Raw genomic sequence first — 5,902 nt, forward strand, 5'->3', positions numbered from 1 at the left:
CCCCCGGCCCCCCGCCCCGCCGCGGCGGGGCGGGGGCCGCGGCTCAGGCCAGTCCGCGACGCGCCACCCGCGGCTCCCGCCGCCCGGCGATCGCCGCCACCATCTCCACCACCTGTCGGGTCTCCGCCACCTCGTGCACCCGGTAGACCCGCGCGCCCAGCCAGGCCGAGATCGCGGTGGCCGCCAGGGTTCCGATCAGCCGCTCCCGGACCGGCAGGTCCAGCGTCTCGCCGACGAAGTCCTTGTTGGACAGGGACACCAGCACCGGGTAGCCCAGCCCCGTCATCTCCTCCAGCCTGCGGGTGGCCTCCAGCGAGTGCCGGGTGTTCTTCCCGAAGTCGTGACCGGGATCGATGATCACCGCGTCCCGTCGCACGCCCAGCGCCACCGCCCGCTCGGCCAGCGCGGTCGTGCGGGCGATGATGTCCGCCATCACGTCCGGATGGGAGACCCGGTGCGGGCGGGTGCGCGGCGCGGCGCCGCCGGTGTGGGTGCACACCAGGCCCACCCCGTGGCGGGCGGCCACCTCCGCCAGGCGCGGATCCGCCCCGCCCCAGGCGTCGTTGAGCAGGTCCGCGCCGGCCTCGCAGACCGCCTCGCCCACCTCGTGCCGCCAGGTGTCCACGCTGATCACCACGTCCGGGTGACGGTCGCGCACCTCGGCGACGAAACCGGCGGTGCGGCGGATCTCCTCGGCGGCGTCCACCTCCTCGCCGGGTCCCGCCTTCACCCCGCCGATGTCCACGATCGCCGCGCCCTCGTCGATCGCCTCGGCCACCCGCTTGAGCGCCGGCTCGTCCGCGAAGGTCGCCCCCCGGTCGTAGAAGGAGTCCGGAGTGCGGTTCACGATGGCCATGATCACCGGTTCGTCCGGACCGAATTCGCGGGTTCCCAGTCGCAGCATGCTGCGAGAATACGGCGGCCGTGACACGATCGACGGCGGCCCGGGGCGGTCGGCCCGGGGCGGGACACGGGAGACGCGGCGATGTTCTGGTGGTTGATGGCGGCGATGGTCGTCGTGGTCGGCGGTGTCACGCTGGCCGTGCTCGGCAGCGGCGACGGCTCCGGCGGTCCGGCTCCCGGCGGGTTGCCGGACGCCGAGCCCGACCGCCCGCACGATCCGCTGCCGGCCGACCGGCCGGTGGCTCCCGCCGACGTGGTGGCGGTCCGGCTGCCGGTGGCCCCGCGCGGCTACCGGATGGCCGAGGTGGACGAGGTGCTCGACCGGCTCGCCGCCGAACTGGCCGAACGGGACGCCCGGATCGAGGAACTGCGCGCCGAACTGGCGGGGGAGCGGGCCGCCGCGCGCACCGGCGGGGGACCGGTGGACCCGGCCGGGGTCCCGACCGGTCCCGACGAAACCGCCGACGGCCGGGACTGAACCGCGGTCCGCCGGGGGGCCGGGGCCCCGCCCCGGGGCGAGCGCCCCGGGACGGGACGGGTCAGCGCCCGAGGAACCGGGGCGGTCGCTTGGCGACGAAGGCGTTCACCGCCTCGCGGTGGTCCTCCGTCGCCCCGGCCCGGGACTGCAACCGACCCTCCAGCTCCAGGGTCTCCGCCGCCGTGTGCGTGGCGCCGAAGGCCATCGCCTCCTTGATGCCGGCGTACGCCACGGTCGGCCCCCGGGCCAGGTCGCGGGCGATCCCCAGCGCCACCGACGGCAACTCCTCGTCCGGGACCACCCGCTGCACCAGCCCCAGCCGTTCGGCCTCGGCCGCGTCCAGGGTGCGCGGGAAGTACAGCAGGTCCGCCGCCCGGGCCGGGCCGACCAGGCGCGGCAGGGTCCACGACAGACCCGAGTCGGCGGCCAGGCCCACCCCCGCGAAGGCCGTGGTGAAGCGGGCCCCCGCCGCCGCCACCCGGTAGTCGGCGGCCAGCGCGAAGCCCATGCCGGCGCCCGCGGCGGTGCCGTTGATCCCCACCACCACCGGCTTGGGCATCTCCAGGATGGCGCGGGTGATCGGGTTGTAGTGCTCGGCCACGGTGTCCAGCGCGGCGCCCCGGTCCCCGTCCCCGTCGTCGCGGGCCGCCAGGGTCCCGGCGTGTTCGCGCAGGTCCTGGCCCACGCAGAAGGCGCGCCCGACGCCGGTGAGCAGCACCGCCCGGACCGCCGGGTCGGCGGCGGCCCCGAGGAGGGCGTCGCGCAACGCCTCCTTGGTGGCGGTGTCCAGGGCGTTCATCGCGTCCGGACGGTTCAGGGTGATGGTGGCGAGGTGATCGGTGAGGTCGTGGAGAACGGTGTCGGCCATGGGGATCAGCATGGCGCACCACCCCGATCGGGGGAACGCCGGCGTGCCGACCGGTCGGTCACATCCGGTCCCGGACCGATCGGTCGGGATCGGGGAGTTTGCCGGATTGCCGTGCTTTTGCGAGTGCGTGTGTCGAAGGAAGATCCGTCGGGGTTGGTCATCGGCTCCCCCGATGCGGGATAATGAGCGGGAAGCAATCTGTTCGAGGTCGGCGACGGACCGGTCGCCGATTGCGATGAGCTGGTTTCAGGAAGGGGAACGAGCATGGCGGCCATGAAGCCGCGGACGGGCGATGGCCCGCTCGAGGTGACCAAGGAGGGGCGGGGCATCATCATGCGCGTTCCGCTCGAGGGTGGCGGGCGGCTTGTCGTCGAGCTGACCCCCGATGAGGCGGTGGCTCTGGACGAGGAGCTGAAGAAGGTGTGCGGCTGAGGTCCACCGTGCCCGGTAACCCCGTGTGCCCGCCCCGGAACGTCCCGCGCGTTCCGGGGCGGTGACGTGCGGGCCGTCGCCCGCCCCTCCCGTCGCGCCGGGAGGCCCCGGTCCGCTTCCCGCGCGGGAACGGTCGCGCCCCCGCCTCAGCGCCGGGCGGCGCAGAGCAGCCCGTCGCCCACCGGCAGCAGGGCCGGTATCAGCTCCCGGTTCTCCCGTATCGCGCGCAACAGCTCCCGCAGGCGCAGCACCGACGCGGGCGGGGCGGCGGTCGCCATGGTGCGCCCCTCCGCGAAGACCCCCGAGAAGCAGACCAGGCCGCCCGGCCGCAGCAGGCGCAACGCCTCCTCCAGACACTCCGGGTAGTCCCGCCGGTCGCCGTCGCAGAACATCATGTCGTACCCCCCGTCGGCGAGTCGCGGCAGCACCTCCAGCGCCGGACCGGGGATGAGACGCGCGCGGTTGGCCGCGAAACCGGCCGCGCGGAAGGCCTGACGGGCCGCCTGTTGGCGGTCGGTCTCGGTGTCGATGGTCGTCAGCACCCCGTCCGGGCGCATTCCCTGGAGCAGATAGAGACCCGAGACGCCGGTACCGGTGCCGATCTCCACCACCGCCTTGGCGTTCGTGGCCGCCGCCAGCAGGCGCAGGGCGTCGCCGCAGCCCGGCGAGACCGGGCGCACGCCCACCTCCGCCGACCGCTCACGGGCCCGGCCCAGCGCGGCGCCCTCGACCGAGGCGGCGTCCGGGGTCCCGTACGCCTCGGCGAACGCCCAGCTGGTCTGCCGATTGCCGGTAATGGCCTTCTCCCGTCCCCGTCCGTCAGGCGCATCGACTGTATCGACTCCCGGGGGGAACCGGATGCGCGGACCACGCGTTGATCCCTCCGGGAACGCGGTACCGGCACACCCGGTCGACGTTCCCGCGCACGCACGGCACCGACGGCACCGACACGAGGGGACGACGGATGGGACACCGGGCGGAGGGCACGCGGCGAACGCGTTCGATCCGGAGAACGGGTCCCACCGGGGAGCGCCCCCGTCCGGGGGCCGGCGGGGTGCGCGCGGTCGTTTATCCGGAGCTGACAGGGCAGGTGGCTATGGTAGGGAATCCGCTGGACACCACCAGAGCCGACAGGGGAGGTGCGGCCGCGTCCGGGGTCCGGGAAGCGCTGAACCGCTTCCTGCGGCCCGCCGATCGGCCGAATTCTGTGACCGAGATCGCTGACCGCAGCCAGACCGCCCCCGTCGAGGTCCCGCCGGTGGTGCCCGGCGCCCGCGTCCCGGCGGAACGGCGTGCAGCCGACGCCGGGAAGGCGTCGGAGGAGGCCGCGGTCGCCCCCTCCGTCGGGGCCGGCCCGTCCGGGGACGGACCCGCTCCCGCGCCGACCACCGCCACCTTCGCCACCGGCCCGGACTCCGGGGCCTGGTCCCCGCCCAGCTGGGAGGAGATCGTCAGCACGCACAGCGCGCGGGTCTACCGGCTGGCCTACCGCCTGACGGGCAACCAGCACGACGCCGAGGACCTCACCCAGGAGGTCTTCGTGCGGGTCTTCCGCTCGTTGTCCACCTACACCCCCGGCACCTTCGAGGGCTGGCTGCACCGCATCACCACCAACCTCTTCCTGGACATGGTCCGCCGCAAGCAGCGCATCCGCTTCGACGCCCTCGGGGACGACGCGGCCGACCGCCTGCCCAGCCGGGAGCCCTCCCCCCAGCAGCACTACAACGACACCCACCTCGACGCCGACGTGCAGCAGGCCCTCGACACCCTGGCCCCGGACTTCCGGGCCGCCGTGGTCCTGTGCGACATCGAGGGGCTCAGCTACGAGGAGATCGCCGCGACCCTCGGCGTGAAGCTCGGCACCGTGCGCAGCCGCATCCACCGGGGTCGGTCCCAGCTGCGCAAGGCGCTGCGCCACCGTTCCCCGCGCGGACGCGTGCGGCAGCCGGTCGCGGCCCTGGCCGGCGCCGGGGAGGGCGGAGCGGAGTGACCAGCGAGCACCATCTCGGTGACAGACTCGCCGCGTTCATCGACGGGGAACTCTCCGTCGACGATCGGGAGCGGGTCCTCGCCCATGTGGCGACCTGTGCCGGCTGTCGTGCCGAGGTCGACGCCCAGCGTCGCGTGAAGAGCTACTGCGCCGGCAGCGCCCTGCCGCCCCCGCCCCCGCCCTGCTGGCGCGGTTGCAGGGGTTGTCCGTGGCCGGCCCCGACGCGATCCCCGGCGGGGGACCGTTCGGCGGTTCCGGCTCCCGGCCGCCCTCCCGGCCCCGGCTCCCGGGGGCCGGCCCGACGGTGCCGTCCCCGCTGCCCTCCCCCCTGTCGACCGGCGGTGCCGCCGAGGCGTTGCGCCCGCCGGGCCACGGCTTCCGCATCCATCGTCCCGAGCCCGCCCGGGGCCGCGGCCACCGCCGCTTCGCCTTCGCCGCAGCCGGGGCCTTCTCCCTGGCCGCGGTCGCCATCGGCGGGGTGCTGGGCGCCGGGGCGGTCGGTTCCCCCGGCACCCCCTCCGCCACCGGTCCCACGCCGGGCGCCTCGGTCGCCGCGGGCGGCACCACCGCCCCCGCCGGCGGCACCCGGTCCACGACCGCCCGCGAGGCCCTGCGCGGGGTGCTCGGCGCCGGCGCCTCCTCCCGCGCCGGTCAACACCGGATCGACAACGCGCCCCTGGCCGGAGTGTTCCCCGGACCCACCCCGTACCCGGGGGCCACGGACTCGCCGGGGACCCCCGTACCCCCCGACCCGACCACGACCCCGCCGCGGGCCGGTTTCGTGCCGGTGGCGCGGGCGGTTCCGGCGCCGCGGCCCTCCCCGTTGCCGCTGCCGGTCGTGGCGGAGATGTTCGCCGACCTGCCCGGCTCCGCCGAGCCGTCGCCCACGGCGCCGCTCGGCTCCGGATTCCCGGTGACGCCGAACAGCGGGGAGCTCTTCGGGGACCCGTTCCCGGAGCCGGAGGCCCCGGTGCCCGCCGCGACGGCCGGGCACGGCGGTGTTCCGAGCCCCCGCTGATTTCCCCGGCGGCACCTGATGTAATCCAGAGTGCGGTGCGCCGCGCGGATACCCGACCGGAGGGGGCTGCCATGGATGAGACGAGGAGCGGCACCGAGCCGTTGCACGGCCGCGACCCGTACGGCACGCCGCCCTACGGTCCGCCGGGACCCTGGGCCCCGGCCCCGCCCGTGCAGCGGCCCGGCGTCACCCCGCCCGGGGGCACCGCCGTGC

Annotated in this window: 7 protein-coding genes and 1 pseudogene; 5 read left to right on the forward strand and 3 right to left on the reverse strand. The window is 75.7% G+C overall.

Going from position 1 to position 5,902, the window contains the following annotated elements:
• Positions 1-43: 43 nt before the first annotated feature.
• Positions 44-904: a dihydropteroate synthase gene (folP, locus tag FOE67_RS14110; protein ID WP_182664190.1), complete on the reverse strand. Its 861-nt coding sequence runs from the start codon at positions 902-904 to the stop codon at positions 44-46.
• A gap of 81 nt (positions 905-985) precedes the next feature.
• Between folP and FOE67_RS14115 the strand changes: the two genes are divergently transcribed.
• Positions 986-1,381, forward strand: a complete 396-nt coding sequence (locus FOE67_RS14115; protein WP_182664192.1) for a DivIVA domain-containing protein — start codon at positions 986-988, stop codon at positions 1,379-1,381.
• Between the two features lie 61 nt (positions 1,382-1,442).
• Here the strand turns inward: FOE67_RS14115 and FOE67_RS14120 are convergent, their stop codons facing one another.
• Positions 1,443-2,249, reverse strand: coding sequence for an enoyl-CoA hydratase/isomerase family protein (locus FOE67_RS14120; protein WP_182664196.1), 807 nt, complete (start codon positions 2,247-2,249; stop codon positions 1,443-1,445).
• Positions 2,250-2,513: 264 nt separating this feature from the next.
• Here FOE67_RS14120 and FOE67_RS14125 point away from each other — a divergent pair, with 264 nt between their 5' ends.
• A complete protein-coding gene (locus tag FOE67_RS14125) occupies positions 2,514-2,681 on the forward strand; it encodes a DUF3117 domain-containing protein (RefSeq protein WP_103500878.1) in 168 nt (55 codons plus the stop codon).
• Between the two features lie 146 nt (positions 2,682-2,827).
• Here FOE67_RS14125 and FOE67_RS14130 read toward each other — a convergent pair whose 3' ends face one another.
• Positions 2,828-3,541, reverse strand: a complete 714-nt coding sequence (locus FOE67_RS14130) for an O-methyltransferase (protein ID WP_182664198.1) — start codon at positions 3,539-3,541, stop codon at positions 2,828-2,830.
• Positions 3,542-3,777: 236 nt separating this feature from the next.
• On the opposite strand from FOE67_RS14130, the gene sigE reads away from it, so the two are divergent.
• The 3 genes and pseudogenes from sigE to FOE67_RS14145 all read left to right on the forward strand — a co-directional run bounded on the left by sigE (position 3,778) and on the right by FOE67_RS14145 (position 5,689).
• The gene (gene sigE / locus FOE67_RS14135) at positions 3,778-4,671 is read left to right on the forward strand and encodes an RNA polymerase sigma factor SigE (protein ID WP_182664200.1); all 894 of its coding nucleotides are present in this window, start codon (positions 3,778-3,780) and stop codon (positions 4,669-4,671) included.
• Positions 4,668-4,769, forward strand: a pseudogene (locus FOE67_RS30405) (zf-HC2 domain-containing protein); the annotation flags it as partial. The gene sigE and the pseudogene FOE67_RS30405, both read left to right, overlap by 4 nt.
• A gap of 206 nt (positions 4,770-4,975) precedes the next feature.
• Positions 4,976-5,689 (forward strand): hypothetical protein, encoded by a 714-nt coding sequence (locus tag FOE67_RS14145; protein ID WP_182664194.1) that lies wholly within the window; start codon positions 4,976-4,978, stop codon positions 5,687-5,689.
• The last annotated feature ends 213 nt before the right edge of the window (positions 5,690-5,902 follow it).

Origin of the sequence: Streptomyces calidiresistens (assembly GCF_014141525.1) — a bacterium.
Taxonomy (GTDB): Bacteria; Actinomycetota; Actinomycetes; order Streptomycetales; family Streptomycetaceae; genus Streptomyces; species Streptomyces calidiresistens.